Here is a 24,140-nt window from a genome sequence, read left to right on the forward strand (position 1 = left end):
CATTACAAACGAACCAATTCCACCACCTGATCGACTACTTCTTCTACAGTCTCAGCCGTAACATCTGCATCTGACGCTTCTGTAACGGTTGTAATCACCACAATACCCGTTTCACGAAGTAAGTTGATTTGATCAGCAGTCAAATCTGATTTGGCAATCGTCACGACACCTTGCTGAATCAGCAAGCTTTCAAGTGCTTGTGCTTTTTCAAGGATTTTCGCTGAAACACCAATCACCGCAGGTTTTTGACCTAAACGCGCCGCACGATCTTCAGCAGTCACAGGATTGTTGCTCGCAGTCCATTCCACCGCCGCTTCAACCATACCAGCACCAACCGTTACATTGCTTAAACGGTCAATAAAGATGAAAGAACCTGTATAGCGGGAATCTTGATAACGATCAAAGACCACTGGTGCATCAAACTCGACTGTTACATCTGCAATTGCATTGAGTTCAAGCTCGTCCACTTGAGTATGCTCAAGGGTATTCACATTGACACGATAATGAATTTCAGTCACTTTGGCAGGAACAGTCTGTGTACCAATTTTGACATTGTACAGCTTACCTTTGACTAAAGGATGCTCAGTCATCCAAACCACAGAGGCGCGCACACTACGTGAAATCAATGGCTGTTCACCAGCACGGACTAAAATGTTCCCACGAGAAATATCAATTTCATCGTTTAACGTCAAGGTAACGGCTTGACCTGCAATCGCCTGTTCAAGATTGCCATCAAAAGTCACAATCTCTTTGACCGTCGATTTTTTACCCGATGGCAATGCAACAATCTCATCGCCTACATTGATCTCACCCAGTGCAATTGTTCCCGCAAAGCCACGGAAATCCAGATTTGGACGATTTACATATTGAACAGGGAAACGAAATTCGTGTTTATTGGATTCGCGTTTAATTTCCACAGATTCCAAAATGTTCATCAAGGTTTGCCCCTTGTACCACGGCGTGCTTGCCGATGGATTTACGACATTATCACCATTCAAAGCTGAAATCGGGACAAATAAAATATTCTCTGGACGGCGATCACCCAACTGGCTGACAAAAGCATCGTATTCAACCTGAATTTCATTGAAACGTGCCTCTGAAAACTCAACCAAGTCCATTTTGTTAATGGCAACGACGATATTTTTAATACCCAATAAGCTGGCAATAAAAGTATGACGACGGGTTTGAGTTTGAACACCATAACGTGCATCGATCAAGATAATCGCAAGGTCAGCGGTTGACGCACCTGTTGCCATGTTACGGGTATATTGCTCATGCCCCGGGGTATCCGCAATAATGAATTTACGCTTTTCTGTAGAGAAATAACGATAAGCGACATCAATGGTAATGCCCTGCTCACGTTCAGCTTGTAAACCATCGACGAGCAACGCTAAATCAGGTGCTTCGCCTGTCGTACCGACTTTCTTACTGTCGCGGGTCACCGCCTGCAATTGATCTTCATAAATCAATTTTGAATCATACAACAAACGCCCAATAAGGGTACTTTTACCATCATCGACATTACCACAAGTCAAAAAGCGCAATAAGTCTTTTTGCTCATGTTGTTTTAAGTACGCCAGAATGTCCTGACTAATAAGATCTGACTGATGAGACATGCTCTAACTCCACAAATTCTGAAATCTTTTCCTAGGCTCCCCTCTTTTTAAGAGGGGTTGGGGGAGATTTATTAGAAATAACCTTCCTGCTTTTTCTTTTCCATTGAGCCCGCTTCATCATGGTCAATCATACGACCCTGACGTTCAGAACTTGTGGCCAAAAGCATTTCCTGAATAATCTCAGGCAAAGTATCTGCCTCAGATTCCACCGCACCCGTTAATGGGTAACAGCCGAGCGTACGGAAACGTACCGATTTCATTTGTGGAACTTCGCCTTCTTTTAAACGCATGCGCTCGTCATCGACCATGATCAGCGTACCACTACGCTCCACCACAGGACGTACCGCAGAGAAATAAAGAGGAACGATTTGAATATTTTCTAAATAGATATACTGCCAGATATCCAGTTCAGTCCAGTTTGACAATGGGAATACACGAATACTTTCGCCCTTGTTTACTTTACCATTGTAAAGATTCCAAAGCTCTGGACGCTGATTTTTAGGATCCCAACGGTGCTTACTATCACGGAATGAATAAACACGTTCTTTAGCACGTGATTTTTCTTCATCACGACGCGCACCACCGAAAGCCGCATCAAACTGATACTTGTCCAAAGCCTGTTTTAAGCCTTGTGTTTTCATGATGTCGGTATATTTCGAGCTACCATGATCGAATGGATTGATGCCCGCATCACGACCTTCTTTGTTCTGATGCACGATCAAATCAAAGCCATGGGTTTTAGCCATATTGTCACGAAAGGCAATCATGTCCTTAAATTTCCAGCCTGTATCGACGTGTAATAAAGGGAATGGAAGTTTTGCAGGATAGAAGGCTTTCAGTGCTAGATGCAGCATCACCGCAGAATCTTTACCAATCGAGTAAAGCATCACTGGGTTTTCAAATTCGGCTGCAACTTCACGAATAATGTGAATACTTTCAGCTTCAAGCTGCTTGAGATGGGTTAATCTATCTTCAGTCATGTGCATCTCCTTTCCAGTCCGTTTTAATCATTAAGCCGCCAAGTAGTTTTTCGTCACAACTTGCGCCACCATATGGAGGAACGAGTGCCATAACAACTCCAAATTGAAAATTCGACATAACTCTCCAGATTGGCCTTATGCTAGATCTGGAAATAGATATTCATTATAGTGATTCAAACAATACTTACTTTGCATGTTTTTTCATATGTATATCTGATTTAATCATATACACAACATACAGTGTAGCCTGCATTTGACCACTACGTTGATCGTAAAAATAACGTATTATGCCGTAGSCTACCCCTTTCTGCCTACCCGATTTTATTGATAAGCATATCAGCATGAGACATATTTCAATTTTTGGAACTTCCAGTGATGCTGGAAAATCCACCATGACCTTTGTGATTGCCAAAATCTTACAAGATACAGGTTTACGGGTTGCGCCCTTTAAAGCACAAAATGTCTCCAATAATGCACGGGTTTGTGATGATGGCAGTGAAATTGCGATTGCCCAGTCGTTTCAGGCTGAAGTTCTGAGTATTGCAACTTCGTATCACCTTAATCCTGTATTACTCAAATCTGGCTCAAATGGTCGTGCTTCGGTCATCGTGGAAGGCAAAGTTATTTCGCAGCAGCATGTACTGGACTATTACCGTGATCTGAATCAACTCAAACCTGCGGTACAACGCTGTTTTGATTATTTGGCTGACCGTTATGATTGCGTGGTGGCAGAAGGTGCAGGCAGTCCAGTCGAACTTAATTTAATGGATAAAGATCTCTCTAATATCTTTATTGCTGAAACCTATCAAACCAAAATTATTTTGATTGCTGACATCGAAAAAGGCGGTGTATTTGCTTCAATCTGGGGGACTTATAACTTACTCCCCACTCACCTACGTAACAACGTCATTGGTGTGATCGTCAATAAATTTTGTGGTGATTTGTCTTTATTTGATGCGGGCATCGATATTATTCAAGAACAATTTAAAATTCCAGTTTTGGGCGTTTTGCCATACATGCCGTTTAATCTGGGTTTTGAAGACAATGCCAGTCTGCAAAATTTTGTACAGCAATCTGGTCAGCAGAAAATCTCGATTGGCGTCATTGCCTATCCTTATATGAGTAATTATAACGACTTTGAACCCTTGATTGCCGATGATGAGGTTTTACTGGAATTTATTCATAGCCCGATTTCTTTAGAACGTTTTGATGTGGTGATCCTGCCTGGTTCAAAATTAGTGATTCAGGATTTAAACTGGTTAAAACAAAATGGCTTATTTGAACAACTACAGCAACGCACAAAAGCGATTTTTGCCATTTGCGGTGGTTATGAAATGTTATTTCAACAACTACATGATCCTCATCAGATTGAAAACCCACAGCCAACCATCGCGACAGGTCTAGGCTTGATAAATGATGATATTCACTTCGCTCAAGATAAAATTTTAGTGAAAAAAACCTATTCAATTTTTGGTATGCAGATTGAGGGATTTGAAATGCATCATGGGATAAGCCACAAATATCCACTGTATTTTCAAGATAAATATATTCAGGGAACTTTTATTCATCAAATTTTTGATCACAATGCTTTTCGGACACAGTACTTAGCTTCGATCTGTTCAGATTATCAGGGTTTTGATTTCCAACAATATAAAACTGAGAAAATTGAAGATTTTGTCGGACAATGCCGTAATCGTTTAAACGTCAATTTAATTTTGGATGCGATTCAAGAGTAATTCGATTTTTACGTTCCAGTTCTTCTATTTATCTTTTTTTATTTTTGATTCATTTTAATTTTATCTACAGCACAATTTTTTGACCGTTTTTGCTTAAACTAATCTACAAAAACGGCCAAATATTGATTCTCAAAACATCACAAGATGATATTTTCAGTTAAATTCCTTTCAATACACGAGCTGCAAAAGTTTTAATATCTTTGTCCTGAATTGTGGTTTTGCCATGACTGATATTTTGGAATTGCTGATTAAAAATCTCATTATATTGTTTACGCGCCTGAGCCAAATGCTCGTCATAACGCTGAGTAAATTCACTCACATATTCATCTTCAGATAGGCTGAGATCCTTATTACTATCCGTTAAGAAAAATTGTTGATCACGATGGGTTAAATAGTCGCCTAAGGTCACATATTTTTTATTGTTATTGGCATACATTTGAATAAATTCATTCACATTCGCTGCCATTGGCATCGACAATGGAGATTTTACTTTAAAGCCATCGTGTGTACCTGTTGCGGTGGCTTCGTTCTTGGCATCTTCGGCAGTAATAATACCATCCTGATTTTTATCAAATTGATTAAAGGTTTTATGGCCAATTTCCTGATATTCCTTTAAGATAATTTTGTCGTCTTTATTGGTATTTAATACACCAAAACGAACATGTGCCTGTTTCAACGACATCTCACGGCGCTGCTTTAATACAGGCTCCAGTCTGGCTTGTTCATACTGCACGTATTGTTGTTGATTCACTTGCTTTTGGGTTTTAAATAAATCTGCATAATCAGCCGCGTAGTTTTTAACAAAGGTTACATTGTCTGGATTTTTATCTTGTGGATGGTACAAGGCATAAAGGCCATAAGCCTGTGCTTCAATCTGATGATCTGGCGCAGCCATTACAAATGAGCTAAAAATGCTGCAAGCCAAGAGGGTAAATTTAATGTGTTTCATGATGATGTCCTAAACGATCTCTGATAATAATTAATATTTAAATTCAACACTTGCGACCACATTACGGCCTACCTCGGCAGAACGATCACGCAACGCATTAATGCTTCCACTGGTACTAGTCGCGGTATTTAATGTGCCTACACTTGAATAATTCCAATAGGTTTTGTCAAAAATGTTATTTAAAGAGACATTGAATTTCATATTTTTATTGACGTTCCAATAAGCGGACAAATCAAATACGGTATACCCTTTCACAGGAATATAGTTTGAGTTGGTTGAATAGGTACTCACATCCTGCGATGCAGTTTTACTATCCACAGCAGTCGTTGTAAACCCAAGACCGTAGACATGCTCAGGATCATCATAAGCAAGTGTTAGACTGGCTTTTGCAGGAGTAACAGAGTTTACCCCACTCTTTTTGCCATCATTATCTTTGGCGCGGCCTCTGGTTTTACCTGCAACCAAGGCTACACTAAAACCATTTGCATCATGAATAAAATGTCCAAGATCTACACGTGTAGAAAGCTCCCCGCCCCAAATTGCAGCTTGTGCCAGATTTTCTGCTTCATAACATAAAAACACGCCTGAAACGGTACATTCAGATGCTGGTAAAGATTTATAATCAATGAAATTATCGTATTTGGTATAAAACCCAGTTAAATCCAGTTTTATCCCTTCAATCGAATCATTTCTTAGCCCTATCTCAAATGCATCACTGGTTTCCTCTTTTAAATCAGAATTACCAGCCAAATAATACGAGTTAGTTGAGGTCGTCTGGAAATAACTGCCTAACTCTGTTGCACTTGGAACACGTGTACCTCGCGTGTATTTCGCATAAGTATAATTGTAAGGCGTTAACTGATAACTCAGTGACAATCCTGGCGATAAATAATTAAAATCTTTATCAGAAAAACCTGAATAATTTGAATTTTCTGGTTTAATTTCTTGGCGTTCTGCACGTAAAGACGGGGTCAATCTTAAAGCACGATCGAACACATCAAAAGTCATGCTATCTGACACATAGGCAGCGTAACGATTGACTTTAGAATCAGACAAATAACTTCCCTGATATAAAGTTGATGAAGTTGGAGCACCATTACGCAATTCTTTACGATCACTTGAATATTTTTTTTGATCCACTAACAGACCATATTCAAAATGATGCACACCAAGATATTTTTCGGCATCGAGTTTGATGCCCGTATTTTCTTCTTTAAAGGTATTATTGACATCACGATAATAAGTCGCAGCTTTATAACCTGTACGGGTATCATTATGTGATTCCTGATACCAAGCTTTGGCTTTCAACTGATCGAATAAACTAAAGTTACTTGGCTTAAACCGATAATCCAGACTGTATTGTTCGCGTTCAATATTCTGGTTTTGTGTACCATCTCCATAGGTGATCCCCGTATAGGTAGAACCATCCATCTTACTAATATCATTTTTCTTTTTATAATAATCCGCGGTAAAACCCAATTGATGCTGTTGATTAATGTCCCAGATGATACGACCTAAAATAGCATCAGATTTCCAGTCAGCAGGAAATTGTTTGGTATCAGAATTACCTTGAATTTCTTTACCATCACGATGCGCATAAGCAATCAATGCTTTAAGCGTATCATTCCCAACAGCACCTGTAACCGAACTTAACCACGCTTCATCTGCCGAGCTATAACCCGCTTTCGCAGTAGCGGCTACATTTTTCCCATCTATCAGATAATCTTCAGGTGATTTAGTCTTGAATGAAACACGTCCACCAATCCCATCTGTTGAAGCACCCGTTGTACCTGATTGGATATTCACTGTTTGAAACATTTCAGGTTCAATATAATCACGGCCTGCGGCACTATTACGCATACTTGCACCTGTCCAAGTCGCAACAGTTGCATCTGCGATATCAATACCATCAACATCTAGCCCTACCCGATTACCATCAATCCCACGAATGTTATAACTACTGGTACCTGAGCCTGCATAAAAAGCACTCGCCCCGTTGGCTGCAAATGGCGCACTCACCAAAGGCAAATATTTCACAATACTGGCCATATCTGTTGCACCTGTGCGATCTAAATTATCTCGACTAATGCTCGTCACAGAAGAGGGAACTTTGTCTTCCTTTTCAGCGTACACCGTAATAACAGAAAGCTTAGTATAGTGATTTGAATCAGCCGTTTTACTTTCTTCTGCCGCCAAGAGACTCGTGGAGACTGGTACCATCAACATGCCAAGACATACCGCTAAATAGTGCGGTTTCAATCGAATTTGCGGATTGACCTTATTTATGGACGTGAACTGATTCTGAGGACGATACATAACCCACCAATAAATGATAAAACTAAAGATAATAATTACTATTCAATAAATTAATTTATGCAGTTTTAGGCCTGATAAATTGCAGGAGAAATAAAGAATGAATAGACTTAAATGAGAATGATAATCAAAAGTAATAATATTTGCTACAAAAAATCACAGAAAATTGACATCCTGATTAATTTACAAGCATTTATAGATTCAATAACTTAAAAGATCGCCATAAATATTATTTGAATAATTTTCACATAAACCAAGAAAATTGACATAAAAAAAGACCATGCAGGAGCATGGTCTGTTAAATGGTGGCTATGACGGGACTTGAACCTGTGACCCCAGCATTATGAGTGCTGTGCTCTAACCAACTGAGCTACATAGCCGAAAACTGTGCGCGCATTATCCAAAGTTATCTGAGATACGTCAAGCAAATTTTTCATAAAATTGGTGAAGTGGACCTGTAAGCCGGGTTCTGTCGAGGACGATCATTCCTCTAGGCGTACAATCACTCATACGCTCAAGCGACCTACCCGAATCCAGTACGGGCCGTACCTCAGGATTCCTATTTGGTCTTGCTTCTGGTGGGGTTTACCATGCCGTGAACTGTTACCAGACACGCGGTGCGCTCTTACCGCACCCTTTCACCCTTACCTCACGAATGAGGCGGTCTACTCTCTGCTGCACTTTCCGTCGACTTTCGCCGCCCAGGCGTTACCTGGCACCCTGCCCTATGAAGCCCGGACTTTCCTCCCCTGCTTCAGTCACGAAGACCTCCACAGCAGCGACCGTCCAGTCCACTTCAGGAGCGCATAGTAGCAAAGATTTGGATTAATTGCTTGTGCTTTTTTGATCAATTAGTTTTTGATACTTTTGCAAAAGCTCCCCATGTGTTTCAACATGGTCAGGATCTTTAGGAATGCAATCAACAGGGCAAAATAACTGACATTGCGGTTCATCAAAATGTCCCACACATTCAGTACATAAGTCTGGATGAATCTCGTAAATCACGTCGCCCATAAAAATGGCCTCATTTGGACATACGGGTTCACAGACATCGCAATTGATGCATTCATCAGTAATAATGAGTGACACTCTACCAACCTTGTTGATGTTTGCGTTCGAAGGCTTCCACCACAGCTTGCGGGACAAACTTGGCGACATCTCCTCTTAAACGCGCAATTTCACGAACTAAAGTCGATGAAATAAAGGAATATTGTTCAGACGGGGTTAAAAACACGGCTTCAAAATGTGAATCTAATTGACGATTCATATTTGCCAATTGAAATTCGTATTCAAAATCAGATACAGCGCGTAAACCTCGTAATACTGCTGTTGCATTTTGTTCGCGAAAAAAATTGACCAATAAGCCGTCAAATCCAACAAACTCAACATTGGGTAAATGGCTTAAAGAGGCTTTGGCCAACGCGACACGCTCTTCTAAACTAAAGACTGGGTTCTTATGATGTCCAATCGCAATGGCGACCACAACTTCATCAAACATTCGTGAGGCGCGAGTGACCAAATCAATATGTCCATTGGTGATTGGGTCAAATGTACCTGGATAGATAACACGTGCTTTAGTCATCCATTTTTACTCTAGTTTATTTTCTGAGAGTTGTATTCTAGCAAATCTTGATTTCTTAGCGAAGACATCGTATCAATAAGCCACCTGATTAAAATGAAAAAACTTCACCTCTGTCACTGTTTCAGGCACAATAGCTTAACTTTGGAATTTTTAAGATTATGGCGAAAGCAGTAGTAGTGAAGAAAAATAACGGCGGCACCATTGCGCAGAATAAACGCGCGCGCCACGATTATTTTATTGAAGAAAAATTTGAAGCAGGCATTGCGCTGCTAGGTTGGGAAGTAAAATCTTTACGCGCAGGCCGCATGAGCCTGACCGAAAGTTATATTATTTTTAAAAATAGTGAAGCCTATTTGTTTGGTGCACAGATTCAACCTTTACTTTCTGCATCCACACATATCGTTCCCGAAGCAACGCGTACCCGTAAATTGTTATTGTCTCGTAGACAAATTGAACAATTGATGGGTGCAGTCAATCAGAAAGGTTATTCGTGTGTACCTTTAGCCTGTTACTGGAAAGGTCATCTGGTCAAACTGGAAATTGCATTGGTAAAAGGTAAGCAGCAACACGATAAGCGTGCGACTGAAAAAGACCGTGACTGGCAGCGTGATAAGGCAAGGTTAATGCATAAATAATTTGATGCATTAACAATTAAATGAATACAAAAGCCTCTGAATTTACTTTTTGGAGGCTTTTTCTTTCTCTGCACAATTTAAACGATAGAGCACACCCGCAATATACTCCCCAAACCATATTGCAGTATCAAGATCACCTTTAGGCGGGGTAATCTCAACAGGAGCATTATCGGATTGAGTCATCAAGCCTAAACAACTCGAAAGTCGATTTAAATCTGTTTCTGTAGAACCCGTTGCCATTAATGGCAATCCAGACCAAAGCATACCGTGCTGCATCGCGAAAATATTAAGTTGTTGAAGGACTGCGAGTTTATCACCGCTTAGACCACCAGAATTTGCAAAGCCAGCGGCAAGTTTGCCTTGCCAGAGACGATTTTTCCAACGCTTAGATGTACTATCCATAAACTTTTTAAAATCAGCCGAAACACTTCCCATATAAGTGGGGGACCCGAAAATAATCCCGTGTGCCGCATCCAGAGCATCCCAGTCAATATGTTCAATCGACATTAAATGCACATCAATAGCTAAGGTTTTTGCACCTTGTGCAATATACGACGCAACTTTGGCAGTATGTCCATAAGGGCTATGATAAACAATACAAAGTGATTTTTTGAGCAGTGACATAAATCAATCAAACTGATAGTACTTTGAAAGTTTACCACTTTTATCGGATAAAAACGAATGTCGCCATGCGTCCTGTTTTGGCATTACGCCGATAAGAATAGTATTCATCTTGTTGACGATAAGAACATTGATCACCGCCAAGTATTAACTCTATTCCATGTTGCTCCAAGATATAACGCGCAATGGCATAAAGATCCGCATAAAACTTATCATCCTGTTTGCCTTGTTCAAAAGCTATATCCAGTTCTGGGTATTTTTCACAGAACGTTTTCTTGACCTCAATCCCTACCTCAAAACAGGGCTGACTAATCGCAGCACCCAGCCAAGCCCATGTCGCGCCACTTTGCATGGCTTCGATGGTATTTTCAATTATTCCACCCGCAAGACCACGCCAACCTGCATGTAAATTCGCAACTTCTGTACCATCCCGATTGCCCAAAACCACAGGCAGACAATCAGCCGTCATCATCATCAGCGCATGACCTTTGGTTTGAGTAACTAATCCATCTCCAACCAGTGCATCAAATGTTATTTGTTCATTAACAGTATGGCAAATAGTGCTATGGGTTTGGGTCATCCATGTGATTTTATTAACCCCATATTCGGCAAACTCATTCAGCAATATCATGCGATGCTGCTGAACACGCTCAGGATCGTCATTGACATGTAAAGCCAGATTAAATCCAGCTAAATCAGCATGAATACTTGGCAGCGCTCCAGCATGTTGAATGGTGGTCTGTCCCACATAAACACCTTGTGGTAAACCCTGCACAAAATTCATGAACTGATTCCTTTAATCTTGAATGGAGTTTTTCATAAGCCCCTTTTATTTCCTCCTTAGAAAAAAATAAAGAGGGCTTAAATAGTTACGAAAGAAACCTAATAAGCCGCATTGTCCTGACGCAAGACCTCAACCAAATAACTAAAATCTTCTGGCCACGGTGCTTCAAACATCATATTTTCGCGAGTACGCGGATGAACCAGACCCAGTTTGGAAGCATGTAAAGCCTGACGCTTGAAAGCACGTAAGGTAATATTTAAACGTTCACTTGCTCCCGCAGGAACACGAACTCGATTCATATAGACAGAATCGCCCACCAAACCATGGCCGATATAACTAAAATGCACCCGAATCTGATGCGTCCGCCCCGTTTCAAGTTGTGCCTGTACACGCGTAAAGTTTTGGAAACGCTCTTTGACATTATAATGCGTTACCGCATCACGCCCGCCCGGAAGAATAGCCATTTTAATACGGTCAACTGGATGACGTTTAATCGGTTCATCAATAGTACCTCCCGCCACAATATTGCCATAAACAATTAAATCGTAAATGCGGTAAACCGATTTATCTGCCAGTTGTTTACTTAAGGAAAACTGTGCTTCGAGATTTTTGGCCACTACCAATAAACCGCTCGTATCTTTATCAATACGATGCACAAGTCCCGCTCGCGCTAATTCAGCCGATTTTGGATAGTGATATAGCAAGGCGTTAACCAGTGTCCCTGAACTATTGCCTGCGCCGGGATGCACCACCATGCCCACAGGTTTATTAATCACTAAAATATCATCGTCTTCATAGACAATGTCCAGTGCAATATTTTCAGGCTGATTAGTAGTCTGAGCCTCAAGCTCGACATTTAAGGTCAATAACTCATTACCTTCACAGCGATATTTGGGCTTTACGATGTTACCATTTACCAACAAATGGCCATCTTTCATCCACTGTTTGAGGCGTTCTCTGGAAAAGTCGCTCCACACACTGGCTGCGACCTGATCAATGCGTTGTCCCAGATAAGTTTCATCAAGCTGCTGTTGCAACGATAAACGTGTTGCAGTTGTGTCAGAATTATGATTATCTGCATCCTCAGAATCTTCAAGTAAGAAGTCTGTTTCTGAGAGATTTGAATGAGAAGATTGTGCTGAAGTCATTTGCTCAAATTGATAAAAGTGGTTTAATAGCGCAATTGTAGCTCATTGCCCGTATATAACAGAGGAGTTTTTATGTCGCTACCAAATTATAAGATTACCATGCTTGCCCTTTCTCTTGGTGTAGCGACTGCAATGGTGGGTTGTAGCAGTAATCCAAAAAAAGAAGTAGTCGATACTGGGCCTAAGTCAAGTGAACTGGTTTATTTTGAAAAAGCCGAAAAATCACTGAGTCGCAAACAATATTCAGACGCAGCAAAGTCCTTAGAAGCAATCGATACCTATTATCCTACAGGTCAATACGCCCAACAAGCGCAACTTGATCTGCTGTACGTCAAATTTCAACAAAAAGATTATGAAGGTGCGATTGCACTTGCAGAGCGTTTTATTCGCTTGAATCCACAACATCCTAATGTCGATTATGCCTACTATGTACGTGGCGTGTCCAACATGGAACTCAATTACGATAGCTTGTTGCGCTATACCTCATTACAACAGTCACATCGCGATGTGAGTTATTTAAAACTGGCTTATCAAAATTTTGTTGACTTTATTCGTCGTTTCCCAAGTAGTGAATATGCGGTCGATGCAGCACAGCGCATGAAATATATTCAGCAAGAACTTGCTGAAAATGAAATTAATGTAGCACGTTTTAATTTAAAACGTCAGGCTTGGCTTGCGGCGGCTGAACGCGCACAATGGGTTGTTGAACATTATCCACAAACACCGCAAACTCCTGAAGCACTCGCAACTTTAGCGTATGCGTATGACAAATTAGGTGATCAAGAGCTTAGTCAACAATACACCAATGTATTAAAACTAAACTACCCAGATTTAGTGAAATCTAATGGTAAAGTTGATTTGCGCGCAGCGCGTCATGAGGGAAGCTGGTGGAATCGTGCAACACTGGGTATTTTAGGTCGTGGATCGAAAACCTCAGGTGTTGAAGAAGCAACATCGGATCATCCAACTGAAAAACGCAGCCTGACCAATCGTTTGAGTTTTGGTTTACTGGATAAACCTGAACAACATGAAGTTGCGCCTATTTCCGCACCACCAGTACAACAAACTGTTCCGAGTATGAGTGTTGTACCAGATACGGTCGCGCCACAAACCAATGATGATGATGCTGCCAACTAAACTGGTTTCGTTACACAGCAAGGCAAGTTCATCTGACTTGCCTTTTTTCATTTTGAGCGCATTGAAATCATCACCATTAGACTGCATCATGTAAAGTGGTCTCAATGACAGCAATATTTTTCGTCCAGACACGGTAATTTTATTATGGCGATTCCACAACATACGATTGATCAAATTCTGGATCGTACAGATCTGGTCGAACTGATTGGTCAGCGGGTAAAGCTTAAGAAAACTGGACGAAGCTATTCGGGCTGTTGCCCATTTCATCAGGAAAAAACCCCTTCTTTCCACGTCTATCGTGACAAAGGCTATTACCACTGCTTTGGCTGTCAGGCCAATGGCAATGCGATTCGCTTTTTAATGGATATTGATAGCCGTAATTTTATCGATGTTATGCAGGAGCTTTCTAGCAAAGCAGGAATCGAATTACCCAAAGATAATTTTGATAATAAAAAACTGTCTTATAAACGCACACCACAAAAACTTGAGCCCAAAGCGATTGCTGCACCAGAAGTCACATCACCAGCAATTACACAGCAAGACCAAGATCCCAATCAGGCTTTTGCCGACGCGGCAAATCTGGCAATGCCTGTCTATTTAGATGATCCTTTTTCACAGTTTGATAGCACCCTTTCTCCTTTTGAGGATATCCCGCAAGAAGGAAATTTATACGACTTACTTGAAAATGTAGCGCAGTTTTATGAACGACAACTTCCTCACAGTAAAAAAGCACAGAGCTATTTTAAGCAACGTGGATTAACAACTGAAACCATTCAGTTCTGGCGGTTAGGTTATGCACCTGAAGATTGGCAACATCTGGAAAAAGCCTTTCCACAGGATATTGACGGTCTAAAAAAAGTCGGCTTAATTCGTTCCAGTGATAACGGACGGGATTTTGATTTATTGCGTGAACGGGTGATTTTCCCGATTCGTGATCAAAAGGGTCGTGTAGTGGGTTTTGGCGGCCGTGCGCTGAATGATGAAATCAAACCCAAATATATCAATTCACCAGACTCCGATATTTTTCATAAAAATCAATTGCTCTATGGACTCTATGAAGGACGAAAACTCAAAGCCCATGACTGGTTGATGGTTGAAGGTTATATGGATGTCATCGCCTTACAACAATATGGCGTTTATGGTGCTGTTGCGACACTTGGAACTGCCAGTAATGCAGATCATCTCACGACCTTATTTAAGCAAAATCCGCGGATTACCATTGCCTTTGATGGAGATGCCGCAGGTCAAAAAGCCGCTCGACGCACGCTGGAAATTGCACTTCCTTTATTAAATGATGGACGTGAACTTAAATTTTTTGTATTGCCCCATGAACACGATCCAGACTCATTGATTCGTCGTGAAGGCTTAGAAAGTTTTAATCGTCTACTGGATCAGGCTCCGTTATTGTCTGACTTTGTCTTTGCGCATTTAACAGGACAGCACGACATTTCCAGTCCAGAAGGTAAAAGTCTGGTGATGGGCGAACTGAAAGCACTGACTGAGTTATTACCTAAACATGGCTCGTTTCGCTATTTGCTTACCCAGTCATTTAGAGAAAAGTTAGGTTTAGGGCGCAAATGGACGCCACAAATCAGCCATGATGCATCTTTGTCTTTTAATATTCAAACCAAAGATGAAGATTTTGCACTGGCGATTTTGATGCACCATCCTTATTTATATATTCACTTTGAGGCCCTCCGCGCAGTCATCGATTCCAATGAGTTGCTTGGCAAAACTTTGGCTATTTTCGATCGTATTTTTGATGAATTACCCGATGATCAAGAATTGGCAACTTATTATGTGCTGGGCGCATGCAGTGCCTATTGTCATGAAATTGCAGACATCATGCAAAGAACCAATATCGAAAGCCTGACACAAGCTCCCGAAATTGCGGATAAACTTGCCAAAGAATATTCTTTAGGATTACAAGAGAAATACTTGCGGCAAAAATTAAAAGCACCGATCTCTCTATTGGAATCGCGTAACTTACGTCAACAGCTCAATGAACTCACCAAGCAGATTGGTTTAAGATTATTATCTTAGCGATATTAATAGATTATTTTTTAGGCTTTCGTTCTTTGGCAAACACGTCAGCCAATTCATTCTGTATCCATTCAAAATAATCAGGACTTTCATTTTGCGCCGCTTCACGCAATAAAATTGAAGTCGGATGCAGCATTTTTTGCGTTAAACGATGTGCAAAGTTTTTTAACACATCTTCTGGATTTTGCCCTGTTTTTAAGGCTTCAAGCGCAAGTGCAAGCTCTGACCGACGTTGTGCCTCGCCATGCTCACGATACGCTTGTATGGTGCTCCCTGCCTGCTGAATTTTTTGCTGTGTGACCAGTTGAGTCGCCAACTGATTGACCATCACTTCAGCTTCAACTGCTGCCTGACGACGTTGTGCCAGATTTTCATCAATCACACTTTGCAGGTCATCGACACCATACAGATAAACGCCATCCAGACTTTCAACTTTCGGATCGATATCACGTGGTACAGCCAAGTCCACCATGAGCATCTGTTTGTAACGACGTTTTTTCAGCGCAGCACGGACATCTTTATAATGAATGACTTGATGCAAACTACCCGTACAACTCGACACGACATCTGCGCGATGCAAATGATCTGCTAACTGATTAAATTCTATAATCACGACATCAACCTGCTGAGCAATTTCCTGTGATAGGTTTTCAGCACGTTCACGACTCCGATTACAAATAATAATTTTCGCAACTCCCATTTCTGCCAAATGCTTAGCCACCAGACTATTCATTTCACCAGCAGCAACCACCATCACGGTCAACTGTTCAGGATGACTAAATACTTGCAAAGCCAATTGGGCAACGGCATAGCCCATCGACACCGCATGACTACCCACCGCGGTCTCTGTACGCACCCGCTTGGCAGCATAAAACGCATATTCAAAAATTCGATTTAGACTAGGTGAAATGGTGTGCGCTTCTTTAGACAAATTCAGCGCACTTTTGACTTGTCCTAAGATTTGTGGCTCACCGAGCATGAGTGAATCAAGCCCACTGGCCACCCGCATCAGATGTGTAACCGCTTGCGCATTTTCGTAACGATAAACATGATGAAGTAATTGTTTTACTTCAATATCATTTGATTGGGCAAGCCAGTCTAGTACCATGTCCGCATTATCTGCGATGGCGTACACTTCAGTACGATTACAGGTCGAGACCACCACCATATCATTTAAATGGTGATGATCTCGCTGCTCGGCAAGCAAAGCACTCAATCGCTCTGCATTAAAAGCGATTTGTTCTCTCAACTCTACGGAAGCTGTTTGATGATTGACACCCAATGCAAAGAAGGACATATCAGATCATCATTTCGCTAAATTTATGCTATTGTGCAATAACGGTGTCATAAAAAGCATACTTAGATTACGGAAAAATGGATTACTAAAATTGCGTCAAATGAATTGCCGAATTAATGGTACGTCGATTAGACAATATTCTACCACATTCTTACTGTTAGGAAGCATGGCATCATCAGCGCATGTACGTGCTGTGACTGATTTTTATCCAATTCAACCCAATACAGAAGCACTTAAGCAAAGTATGATTGCTGAGTTTGCACTGGCTTATGACGACATTCCAACCGCAATCCATAACTACACCGTTTTAGCCATTAAGAGCAATTCACCCGCCATTAAACAACGGGCTTTGGATATTGCACTCGAATATAATGACATGAAAGCGGCACTGGATATTGCCACGCATTGGGTGGTACAAGAGCCAGAAGATGTTCCCGCACTGTTTTATCTGGCCCATATTGCCTTAAAAGCACATGAATACAAGCTTGCAGCAGATACACTGGATAAAATTTTAAATATCGATCCTAATGCGGATTTGGAACAAATTGTCGCGGGCATTTCACCCGAGTCAGCTGCCGATCGTGCTGACTTACTCAATATTCTGAATTTTAGTAAAGAGAAAAATAACCCTTCGGTGTTGGCTTTGATCGCAGGATTACAAGCACAAAATGGCGAACTCGATCAGGCGCTTACGACCATTAATCGAGCATTGCGAAAACGCCCCAAAGTCACAGGTTTTATTTTAATGAAAGCCAATTTATTGATTGGCTTAAATGATCTGGAAGGCGCTCAACAGTGGTATGCAAAATCAAGCAGACGTCACAAGGATAATCTGGAGGTTCGTTTGGCTGAAGCACGTTTTTTAGTCAAAAACAATGAACCAGAACTGGCACTGGAAAAACTACAAAGCATTATTAAAGACTGGCCAGATGCAGAAGAAGCCAAATTTATTGCAGGCTTAACCAGCATTGATTTAAAACAATACGAAAAAGCCGAGCAATATCTGGTCGATTTACGCTATTCAGCCAAATATCAAAATGAAGCCTATTATTATCTGGCTGTGAATGCTGAACGCAAACAGCATTTTGAAACAGCAAAAGCCTATTATCGGCTGGTCGATGGTAGCCTCTATGTCGTTTCACGTCGCAATATGATTGCCATTTTTGAAAAACAAAATAACCTAAATGATGGTTTACGCTTTCTCACTCAAGAACGCGTCAATTACCCACAACATGCCAGTTTTTTATATCAGGCTCAGGCTGAAATTCTCAGAAAAATGGGCAATAAAAAAGCAGCCATTCGCCTATTAGATGAAGCGATCAAAAGCATTACAGATGACCCTGAACTGATCTACGCCGAAGTGCTGATGCTCGATCCGAATATGGATCGGGATAAACTTGATCGGGCATTAAAGCAATTATTACAGATTGAACCCAATAGCCCGACCTATTTAAATGCCTATGCCTATACCCTTGCCTTGCAAAATCGCCGACTGAACGAAGCCAGAGAATACGCTGAACTTGCACTGGAATATGCACCTGAACAAGCTTCAATATTGGATACGCTGGGCTATATTGCCTTTTTACAAAATGATTTTCCTGCCGCGGCTGATTCATTGGGGAAAGCATATAACTTAAGTCAGAACGTCAATATCGGCGTTCGATTTGCCAAAGCCTTGTACATGCAAGGTGATCTGGACAAATACACTCAAGTGTTACAACAGCTGAAACAAAAGCATGCAAATGATCCACAATTACAACAGCTTGATGGATTAATCTTACCGTTAAGTACCAAAAAGAGTTAATTTATGAATACGCTTTCTCAAACCTGTATTGCACTTTGTTGTTCCAGCGCGTTGTTTTTAACAGGTTGTCAGCATTTTACCCAACCACAACTACCAAAGAGCACTCAAGAAAGCGAAAATCAATTTAACCTACAAGGTAAAATTGGCGTACGAACCCCACAACAAACAGGCAGCGCTTTTTTTACGTGGGCACAACAACAGCAAAACTTTGATATCGAATTAACTGGCATTTTGGGGATGGGTAAAACTCAAATTCAGGGAAAAAATGGCAAAGTTACTCTGAATAGTGCAAAAACGGGACTTATTACAGCATCCTCTCCAGAAGAGTTACTTGAACGTGCAACAGGATGGCAAGCTCCGATTACCCACATTATTAGTTGGGTACAAGCCAGACCTGCAACTACACAGGCTCAAACCACTCAAGATGCCAATGGTCGAATAAACCATATCCAAGAAGATGATTGGAATGTTGATCTCAGCTATGATGCAGAGCAAAAATTACCGAATAAACTTATTTTAAAGCAGACACTTGAAGATAATAAAGAAAACCGTATTACAATGGTCATTCAAAATCGTTAAATCAAGTGAAGATAATGATTCGGGTTCCCTCTCCTGCCAAACTTAATTTGTTTCTGCATATCACAGGTCGTCGCGCAGATGGCTATCACGAATTGCAAAGCATTTTTGAGTTGATTGATTTATATGACTGGATGAACTTTTATCCAAATGATGATTCAGCCATAGAAATCGTAGGGCTTGAACAAGTCGATCTGAAAAATAATTTAATTTATCGTGCCGCAGAAATATTAAAACCTTATGCTCAAAAATTATGCGGCCTAAAGATTGAAATCGAGAAAAATATCCCGATGGGTGCAGGGCTAGGCGGAGGTTCATCCAATGCTGCCACTACCCTTATTGTGCTCAATCAACTCTGGCAATGTGGTCTCAATATTCAGCAACTGGCAGAGCTTGGATTACAGTTGGGCGCTGACGTTCCTGTGTTTGTGCATGGGCAAAATGCATGGGCAGAAGGTGTCGGTGAACATTTATCATTCATAGACTTAGCTCAAAAACAATACATCATTTTAAAACCTGACTGTTTTATCAGCACTCAATTACTTTTTTCGCAAAAAACATTGACAAGAGATTCCAAGCCTACTACATTTTGCGCCTATCAGTTAAAGCCATCCAGCTTTGGAAATAACTTTGAGCCTATTGCTAGAAGTCTATATCCACAGGTTGATGAAGCGATGCATTATTTAGATCAATTTGGTCAGGCAAAGCTTACAGGAACAGGTGCTTGTGTTTTTACTGAGATCAATGCTGAAATGAATATTGCTGAAATTGTTGAAAATGCGCCATGTAAAGCTTATGTGGTGAATAGTTTAAAACAATCTCCACTCTATGATTTTCGACTTTGAAGATAGGGGCGTCGCCAAGTGGTAAGGCACCGGGTTTTGATCTCGGCATCCGTTGGTTCGAATCCAGCCGCCCCTGCCAATCACATCTGAGATTTCTGTATTAGGGGCGTCGCCAAGTGGTAAGGCACCGGGTTTTGATCTCGGCATCCGTTGGTTCGAATCCAGCCGCCCCTGCCATTACAGATTTCACATTAGGGGCGTCGCCAAGTGGTAAGGCACCGGGTTTTGATCTCGGCATCCGTTGGTTCGAATCCAGCCGCCCCTGCCATTTACATCATGAAAGTCAGACTGGTTTTTACTTTGTTTTTTGTTGATTTTTCTTGACATAAACAGGTAAAAATATTAAAGTTCTGCCGCATTAGGGGCGTCGCCAAGTGGTAAGGCACCGGGTTTTGATCTCGGCATCCGTTGGTTCGAATCCAGCCGCCCCTGCCATATAACAGATTGTTCCTTAAACTACCCGTTAGAAAAATGAAATATTTTTCTTTTGCGCTCGGGCAAAGCATTGCTTTACCCCTTTGGAAAATCATGCTTTTTTCCCTTGCGCTCGGGTGAAGCGTTGCTTCACGTAATCCTCGCTCAGGTGCTTCATGCCCAATCTTGTCGTTTTTAGTGGAACTGCTCATCCACAATTTGCTCAAAAAGTCGTTAGTCATTTGCACATCCCTCTGGGAGCCGCTGCTGTAGGTAAATTTTCTGATGGTGAAATCACTGTCGAAATTACTGAAAATGTGCGTGGCAAAGACGTTTTCATTGTTCAGCCTACCTGTGCACCCACCAACGATAACCTGATGGAAATTCTGGTGATGGCAGATGCCTTGCGTCGTGCCAGTGCGGGACGTATTACGGCTGTGATTCCATATTTTGGTTATGCTCGTCAAGACCGTCGTCCACGTTCAACGCGTGTACCTATTACTGCAAAAGTCGTTGCAGATATGCTGACTACAGTTGGTATTGACCGTGTGGTGATGATTGACTTACATGCTGACCAAATTCAGGGCTTCTTTGATATTCCTGTCGATAACATTTATGGTACTCCTGCATTGCTTGCTGACTTACGTCAACAACAGCATCACAACTTAATGGTCGTTTCGCCAGATGTTGGTGGTGTTGTTCGTGCGCGCGCAGTGGCCAAGCAAATGGGTGATATTGATTTAGCGATTATCGATAAACGTCGTCAAAAAGCCAATGAATCGCAAGTGATGCATTTGATTGGTGATGTAAAAGACCGTGATTGTGTCATTGTTGATGACATGGTCGATACAGCAGGTACATTGTGTAAAGCAGCCGATGCACTTAAACAATTTGGTGCGCGCCGTGTGATTGCATATGCAACTCACCCTGTTCTTTCAGGTAAAGCGATTGAAAACCTGACTAATTCTGTGATTGATGAATTGGTTGTGACAGATACCATTCCTCTTTCTGTGGAAGCGCAGAACTTAGGCAAGATTCGTCAAGTCTCAGTTGCGGGCATGGTTGCTGAAACAATTCGTCGTATTAATAACGAAGAATCTATTAGCGCAATGTTCGATAGTTATCTATAATAGCGCAGCTTTTTTTTCTAAACCCTAGCTTTGGCTGGGGTTTTCTATCACTAAACTGGTCGCAAGTTTAGTTTATTTAAACCTTAATGAGGATTTACTCATGGCAAATTTCGTATTAAACGCTCAAGCGCGTGCTGACGACAAACAAGGGAAAGGTGCGAGCCGCCGCCTTCGTCGTGAAGCATTAATTCCTGCTATCATCTATGGTGGTAATGCAGAGCCTGTAGCAGTCACTTTAGAGCTTCGTGAAGTTGTAAAAGCTTTAGAAAGCAATGCTTTCTTTGAAGAAGTTGTTGAAATCAAAATTGGTGACAAAGTTGAAAACGTAAAAATTCAAGCGTTACAGCGTCACCCTGCTAAAAACACACCAATGCACGCAGACTTTAAACGCGCGTAAGTTGTGTTGAGCATAAATTAGTGTCAAATATTTCGCTAATTGTTGGTTTGGGCAATCCCGGTACGGAATATGCCCAAACTCGCCATAATGCAGGTTTCTGGTTTGTTGAGCAACTTGCAGATCAATATGGCATAACCCTCAAAAAAGATCCCAAATTTAACGGTTATACAGGACGTGGTACAATACAAGGACATGATGTTCGCCTATTGATTCCAACCACATTCATGAACCGATCTGGTCAAAGTGTTGTTCCTTTTGCCAAATTCTATCAAATTGCTCCAGAATCCATTTTAATTGCTCATGATGAGTTGGATATGAATCCAGGTGTGATTCGGCTTAAAAGTGGTGGTGGGCATGGTGGTCACAATGGTCTACGTGACATTGTTCCACATATCGGTTCAAACTTTCATCGTTTACGCATTGGTATTGGTCATCCAGGTTCTAAAGAACGTGTTTCAGGACATGTGCTCGGTAAAGCACCTAAAGATGAACAGCAATTAATGGACGATGCAATTCATCATGCATTATCCAAAGTGAAATTGATGGTCGATGGTCAAATTTCACAGGCAATGAATCAAATCAATGCTTACAAACCCAATTAACATGATTTGTTGAATATTCCTGCTTGCCATACGCCTTTTTTAAGAGCAAAATGCGCATGCAAATGCCGACTCAAAAAGTCAGATTAGGTTTCAACCTTAAGATCATACGCTTAGGTCAACTCAGGAGACGCTAGCCATGCTATCTCGTTTATTAAAATGCAAAATTCACCGTGCAGTGGTTACGCATGCCGAACTTCATTATGAAGGTTCTTGTGCAATTGACGGCGTATTAATGGATTTAGCAGGAATTCGCGAATACGAAGAAATTCATGTCTGGAACGTCACCAACGGTAAACGTTTTGCGACTTATGCGATTCGTGGTGAAGACAATTCGGGTATTATTTCAGTCAATGGTGGCGCAGCACATCAGGCTGATGTGGGTGATCTTGTGATTATTGCAACATTTGGTGACTTTACTGAAGCCGAAGCAAATGCCCATAAACCACGTTTAGTTTATGCGAATCCAGATAACACTGTAAATCACACTGCAAACTGTATCCCAGTGCAAGTGGCTTAAAAATTAGAAATGAATAAAAAGCTCGCATTTGCGGGCTTTTTTATGCCTATTTGAAATAAGCTTTGAACCTATTGTTCTAAAAAAGTACTCGTTTTTTAGTTGAAAAAGACTATAATTATTGAACATCGCTTCAGGGCGGGGCGTAATTCCCCACCGGCGGTAAACTCAACATGAGTAAGCCCGCGAGCGCTTGGCTGTATCTGGTCAATCGCAGATTTGGTGCAAATCCAAAGCCGACGGTATAGTCCGGATGAAAGAAGACGACGTTCCACAGTAGAACATTTCTGTTCTATTGTCACGACCCTATTTCTGCATCAGTCCTGAAATGTTTAACCGTAACTTTACGAGAGCATTTCACATGTCTAGTTTAATTCAACCTGAAATTTTCTTTTCAGCTCTATCCCCTGCCGAACAACGAATTCAACAAGCCTTAGAAGATATACGTCAAGGTAAACCTGTTTTGGTGATGGACGATTTTGACCGCGAAAATGAAGCGGATCTGATCGTTGCCGCAGAAACATTAAATGTAGACACCATGGCACGCATGATCCGTGATGGTTCTGGAATTGTCTGTTTTTGCTTAACGGAACAGCTTGCCGACCATTTAGACTTACCGCCAATGGTACAAAATAACTCAAGTCAGTTTCATACTGCATTTACTGTGACGATCGAAGCAGCTCAAGGCGTAACTACGGGTGTATCTGCACAGGATCGCGTCACTACAATTCATACCGCGATTAAAGATGGTGCTGTTGCTGGTGACCTCAATCGCCCTGGCCATGTATTTCCTTTACGTGCGCGTAATGGTGGCGTTTTAACACGTCGGGGGCATACTGAAGCAACTATTGATCTAGCTCGAATAGCAGGTTTAAAACCAGCAGGTGTGTTGTGTGAACTTACGAATCCAGACGGGACAATGGCAGCAGGTATTCAGGTTTTAGCTTATGCTCAAACCCATCACCTCACCGTGATTACCATTGAAGAGTTAGTTCAATATCGAATGGAACATCATAT

General features: G+C 41.3%; 22 protein-coding genes, 5 tRNA genes, 1 other RNA gene and 1 riboswitch. Of the genes, 16 read left to right on the forward strand and 12 right to left on the reverse strand.

Annotated features, from left to right (window positions below; all coding sequences use genetic code 11):
- Nucleotides 1-2: 2 nt before the first annotated feature.
- Both cysN and cysD read right to left on the reverse strand, forming a co-directional pair.
- On the reverse strand, nt 3-1,616 hold the full coding sequence (gene cysN, locus JR005_RS01140) for a sulfate adenylyltransferase subunit CysN (RefSeq protein WP_151833848.1): 1,614 nt from the start codon (nt 1,614-1,616) through the stop codon (nt 3-5).
- 71 nt (nt 1,617-1,687) lie between these two features.
- Nucleotides 1,688-2,596, reverse strand: a complete 909-nt coding sequence (cysD, locus tag JR005_RS01145; RefSeq protein WP_004990602.1) for a sulfate adenylyltransferase subunit CysD — start codon at nt 2,594-2,596, stop codon at nt 1,688-1,690.
- A 341-nt stretch (nt 2,597-2,937) separates the two neighbouring features.
- Between cysD and JR005_RS01150 the strand changes: the two genes are divergently transcribed.
- Nucleotides 2,938-4,332 carry a cobyric acid synthase gene (locus JR005_RS01150; protein ID WP_151833847.1) on the forward strand — a complete coding sequence of 465 codons (1,395 nt, stop codon included), beginning with the start codon at nt 2,938-2,940 and terminating at the stop codon, nt 4,330-4,332.
- 157 nt (nt 4,333-4,489) lie between these two features.
- Here JR005_RS01150 and JR005_RS01155 read toward each other — a convergent pair whose 3' ends face one another.
- The 6 genes from JR005_RS01155 to coaD all read right to left on the reverse strand — a co-directional run bounded on the left by JR005_RS01155 (nt 4,490) and on the right by coaD (nt 9,176).
- Nucleotides 4,490-5,281: a hypothetical protein gene (locus JR005_RS01155; RefSeq protein WP_218665436.1), complete on the reverse strand. Its 792-nt coding sequence runs from the start codon at nt 5,279-5,281 to the stop codon at nt 4,490-4,492.
- Between the two features lie 30 nt (nt 5,282-5,311).
- A complete protein-coding gene (locus JR005_RS01160) occupies nt 5,312-7,597 on the reverse strand; it encodes a TonB-dependent hemoglobin/transferrin/lactoferrin family receptor (protein WP_218665437.1) in 2,286 nt (761 codons plus the stop codon).
- Between the two features lie 300 nt (nt 7,598-7,897).
- Nucleotides 7,898-7,974 (reverse strand) — tRNA-Met (locus JR005_RS01165).
- A 62-nt stretch (nt 7,975-8,036) separates the two neighbouring features.
- Nucleotides 8,037-8,392: RNase P RNA component class A (rnpB, locus tag JR005_RS01170), an RNA gene on the reverse strand.
- Between the two features lie 27 nt (nt 8,393-8,419).
- On the reverse strand, nt 8,420-8,683 hold the full coding sequence (locus tag JR005_RS01175; protein ID WP_010588836.1) for a YfhL family 4Fe-4S dicluster ferredoxin: 264 nt from the start codon (nt 8,681-8,683) through the stop codon (nt 8,420-8,422).
- A gap of 1 nt (nt 8,684) precedes the next feature.
- A complete protein-coding gene (gene coaD / locus JR005_RS01180) occupies nt 8,685-9,176 on the reverse strand; it encodes a pantetheine-phosphate adenylyltransferase (RefSeq protein WP_004990612.1) in 492 nt (163 codons plus the stop codon).
- 158 nt (nt 9,177-9,334) lie between these two features.
- Between coaD and smpB the strand changes: the two genes are divergently transcribed.
- A complete protein-coding gene (gene smpB / locus JR005_RS01185) occupies nt 9,335-9,811 on the forward strand; it encodes an SsrA-binding protein SmpB (RefSeq protein WP_004990613.1) in 477 nt (158 codons plus the stop codon).
- Between the two features lie 42 nt (nt 9,812-9,853).
- On the opposite strand, the gene JR005_RS01190 is transcribed toward smpB, so the two are convergent.
- From JR005_RS01190 to rluD, 3 genes are all read right to left on the reverse strand, one after another.
- Nucleotides 9,854-10,435: a flavodoxin family protein gene (locus JR005_RS01190; RefSeq protein WP_004990614.1), complete on the reverse strand. Its 582-nt coding sequence runs from the start codon at nt 10,433-10,435 to the stop codon at nt 9,854-9,856.
- A gap of 40 nt (nt 10,436-10,475) precedes the next feature.
- Nucleotides 10,476-11,216: a peptidoglycan editing factor PgeF gene (gene pgeF, locus JR005_RS01195; protein ID WP_004990615.1), complete on the reverse strand. Its 741-nt coding sequence runs from the start codon at nt 11,214-11,216 to the stop codon at nt 10,476-10,478.
- A 98-nt stretch (nt 11,217-11,314) separates the two neighbouring features.
- Nucleotides 11,315-12,364, reverse strand: coding sequence for a 23S rRNA pseudouridine(1911/1915/1917) synthase RluD (gene rluD / locus JR005_RS01200; RefSeq protein WP_004990616.1), 1,050 nt, complete (start codon nt 12,362-12,364; stop codon nt 11,315-11,317).
- Nucleotides 12,365-12,436: 72 nt separating this feature from the next.
- Between rluD and JR005_RS01205 the strand changes: the two genes are divergently transcribed.
- A complete protein-coding gene (locus JR005_RS01205; protein WP_004990617.1) occupies nt 12,437-13,501 on the forward strand; it encodes an outer membrane protein assembly factor BamD in 1,065 nt (354 codons plus the stop codon).
- 144 nt (nt 13,502-13,645) lie between these two features.
- Nucleotides 13,646-15,544, forward strand: a complete 1,899-nt coding sequence (locus JR005_RS01210; RefSeq protein ID WP_218665438.1) for a DNA primase — start codon at nt 13,646-13,648, stop codon at nt 15,542-15,544.
- Nucleotides 15,545-15,557: 13 nt separating this feature from the next.
- Here JR005_RS01210 and hemA read toward each other — a convergent pair whose 3' ends face one another.
- Nucleotides 15,558-16,841: a glutamyl-tRNA reductase gene (hemA, locus tag JR005_RS01215; RefSeq protein ID WP_218665439.1), complete on the reverse strand. Its 1,284-nt coding sequence runs from the start codon at nt 16,839-16,841 to the stop codon at nt 15,558-15,560.
- A 100-nt stretch (nt 16,842-16,941) separates the two neighbouring features.
- Between hemA and JR005_RS01220 the strand changes: the two genes are divergently transcribed.
- The 12 genes from JR005_RS01220 to ribB form a co-directional block, all read left to right on the forward strand.
- Nucleotides 16,942-18,645 (forward strand): tetratricopeptide repeat protein, encoded by a 1,704-nt coding sequence (locus tag JR005_RS01220; protein ID WP_080633051.1) that lies wholly within the window; start codon nt 16,942-16,944, stop codon nt 18,643-18,645.
- Between the two features lie 3 nt (nt 18,646-18,648).
- Entirely contained in the window at nt 18,649-19,224 is a 576-nt protein-coding gene (gene lolB, locus JR005_RS01225; RefSeq protein ID WP_004990623.1) for a lipoprotein insertase outer membrane protein LolB, read from the forward strand.
- Nucleotides 19,225-19,238: 14 nt separating this feature from the next.
- On the forward strand, nt 19,239-20,066 hold the full coding sequence (ispE, locus tag JR005_RS01230; protein ID WP_004990625.1) for a 4-(cytidine 5'-diphospho)-2-C-methyl-D-erythritol kinase: 828 nt from the start codon (nt 19,239-19,241) through the stop codon (nt 20,064-20,066).
- Between the two features lie 4 nt (nt 20,067-20,070).
- Nucleotides 20,071-20,145, forward strand: a tRNA-Gln gene (locus tag JR005_RS01235).
- Between the two features lie 23 nt (nt 20,146-20,168).
- Nucleotides 20,169-20,243: transfer RNA gene (locus JR005_RS01240), tRNA-Gln, on the forward strand.
- A gap of 16 nt (nt 20,244-20,259) precedes the next feature.
- Nucleotides 20,260-20,334, forward strand: a tRNA-Gln gene (locus JR005_RS01245).
- Between the two features lie 92 nt (nt 20,335-20,426).
- Nucleotides 20,427-20,501: transfer RNA gene (locus JR005_RS01250), tRNA-Gln, on the forward strand.
- 155 nt (nt 20,502-20,656) lie between these two features.
- On the forward strand, nt 20,657-21,610 hold the full coding sequence (locus JR005_RS01255; RefSeq protein WP_004990629.1) for a ribose-phosphate pyrophosphokinase: 954 nt from the start codon (nt 20,657-20,659) through the stop codon (nt 21,608-21,610).
- Between the two features lie 100 nt (nt 21,611-21,710).
- Entirely contained in the window at nt 21,711-22,007 is a 297-nt protein-coding gene (gene rplY / locus JR005_RS01260; protein WP_218665440.1) for a 50S ribosomal protein L25, read from the forward strand.
- Between the two features lie 20 nt (nt 22,008-22,027).
- Nucleotides 22,028-22,609, forward strand: a complete 582-nt coding sequence (gene pth / locus JR005_RS01265) for an aminoacyl-tRNA hydrolase (RefSeq protein ID WP_204471073.1) — start codon at nt 22,028-22,030, stop codon at nt 22,607-22,609.
- 136 nt (nt 22,610-22,745) lie between these two features.
- Nucleotides 22,746-23,126, forward strand: coding sequence for an aspartate 1-decarboxylase (gene panD / locus JR005_RS01270; RefSeq protein ID WP_004990637.1), 381 nt, complete (start codon nt 22,746-22,748; stop codon nt 23,124-23,126).
- Between the two features lie 123 nt (nt 23,127-23,249).
- A riboswitch (FMN riboswitch) is annotated at nt 23,250-23,392 on the forward strand.
- Between the two features lie 92 nt (nt 23,393-23,484).
- Nucleotides 23,485-24,140, forward strand: a 656-nt coding sequence (gene ribB / locus JR005_RS01275; protein ID WP_218665441.1) for a 3,4-dihydroxy-2-butanone-4-phosphate synthase, incomplete at its 3' end; no start/stop codon positions are given.

Source organism: Acinetobacter sp. Colony158, from assembly GCF_019264745.1.
Taxonomy (GTDB): domain Bacteria; phylum Pseudomonadota; class Gammaproteobacteria; order Pseudomonadales; family Moraxellaceae; genus Acinetobacter; species Acinetobacter ursingii.

Coding starts and splice junctions, on each gene's coding strand:
- cysN (WP_151833848.1), bottom strand. CDS start 1,616: ATGTCTCATCAGTCAGATCTTATTAGTCAGGACATTCTGGCGTACTTA.
- cysD (WP_004990602.1), bottom strand. CDS start 2,596: ATGACTGAAGATAGATTAACCCATCTCAAGCAGCTTGAAGCTGAAAGT.
- JR005_RS01150 (WP_151833847.1), top strand. CDS start 2,938: ATGAGACATATTTCAATTTTTGGAACTTCCAGTGATGCTGGAAAATCC.
- JR005_RS01155 (WP_218665436.1), bottom strand. CDS start 5,281: ATGAAACACATTAAATTTACCCTCTTGGCTTGCAGCATTTTTAGCTCA.
- JR005_RS01160 (WP_218665437.1), bottom strand. CDS start 7,597: ATGTATCGTCCTCAGAATCAGTTCACGTCCATAAATAAGGTCAATCCG.
- coaD (WP_004990612.1), bottom strand. CDS start 9,176: ATGACTAAAGCACGTGTTATCTATCCAGGTACATTTGACCCAATCACC.
- smpB (WP_004990613.1), top strand. CDS start 9,335: ATGGCGAAAGCAGTAGTAGTGAAGAAAAATAACGGCGGCACCATTGCG.
- JR005_RS01190 (WP_004990614.1), bottom strand. CDS start 10,435: ATGTCACTGCTCAAAAAATCACTTTGTATTGTTTATCATAGCCCTTAT.
- pgeF (WP_004990615.1), bottom strand. CDS start 11,216: ATGAATTTTGTGCAGGGTTTACCACAAGGTGTTTATGTGGGACAGACC.
- rluD (WP_004990616.1), bottom strand. CDS start 12,364: ATGACTTCAGCACAATCTTCTCATTCAAATCTCTCAGAAACAGACTTC.
- JR005_RS01205 (WP_004990617.1), top strand. CDS start 12,437: ATGTCGCTACCAAATTATAAGATTACCATGCTTGCCCTTTCTCTTGGT.
- JR005_RS01210 (WP_218665438.1), top strand. CDS start 13,646: ATGGCGATTCCACAACATACGATTGATCAAATTCTGGATCGTACAGAT.
- hemA (WP_218665439.1), bottom strand. CDS start 16,841: ATGTCCTTCTTTGCATTGGGTGTCAATCATCAAACAGCTTCCGTAGAG.
- JR005_RS01220 (WP_080633051.1), top strand. CDS start 16,942: ATGAATTGCCGAATTAATGGTACGTCGATTAGACAATATTCTACCACA.
- lolB (WP_004990623.1), top strand. CDS start 18,649: ATGAATACGCTTTCTCAAACCTGTATTGCACTTTGTTGTTCCAGCGCG.
- ispE (WP_004990625.1), top strand. CDS start 19,239: ATGATTCGGGTTCCCTCTCCTGCCAAACTTAATTTGTTTCTGCATATC.
- JR005_RS01255 (WP_004990629.1), top strand. CDS start 20,657: ATGCCCAATCTTGTCGTTTTTAGTGGAACTGCTCATCCACAATTTGCT.
- rplY (WP_218665440.1), top strand. CDS start 21,711: ATGGCAAATTTCGTATTAAACGCTCAAGCGCGTGCTGACGACAAACAA.
- panD (WP_004990637.1), top strand. CDS start 22,746: ATGCTATCTCGTTTATTAAAATGCAAAATTCACCGTGCAGTGGTTACG.